Annotated in this window: 2 pseudogenes; both read right to left on the minus strand. The window is 46.2% G+C overall.

Features of this window, described 5'->3' with window-relative positions:
* Window positions 1-72, minus strand: a pseudogene (locus HMPREF2893_RS11285) (class I SAM-dependent methyltransferase); the annotation flags it as partial.
* Between the two features lie 10 nt (window positions 73-82).
* A pseudogene (locus HMPREF2893_RS10440) lies at window positions 83-303 on the minus strand (short-chain dehydrogenase); the annotation flags it as partial.

Raw genomic sequence — 303 nt, forward strand, 5'->3', positions numbered from 1 at the left:
AAGGATATCATAATAGATCTGTCCCCAGGGTTGCCGGAGGTTTTCTAAATAGGCTTGAATATTTGCGGCCATCTGGTTCCTCCTATTTGAAATTGAACATCTTACTGGCTAGCTTGTCTGAGATGCGAGGGAAAAGGGTATAGAGCTTGTGGGTCAGGTTCAAGAGCCAAGGCAGATTGAGCTCGCGTTTTGCTTTTCCAAAGTTCTTCACGATCTTCTTGGCTACAAAGTCGGGTTCCAAAATGTAGCGGTCCACAGCTTTGACATAGCTTCCGTCTGGGTCTGCCTGATCAAAGAAAGTGG

This window comes from Streptococcus sp. HMSC072C09 (assembly GCF_001813105.1).
Lineage (GTDB): Bacteria > Bacillota > Bacilli > Lactobacillales > Streptococcaceae > Streptococcus.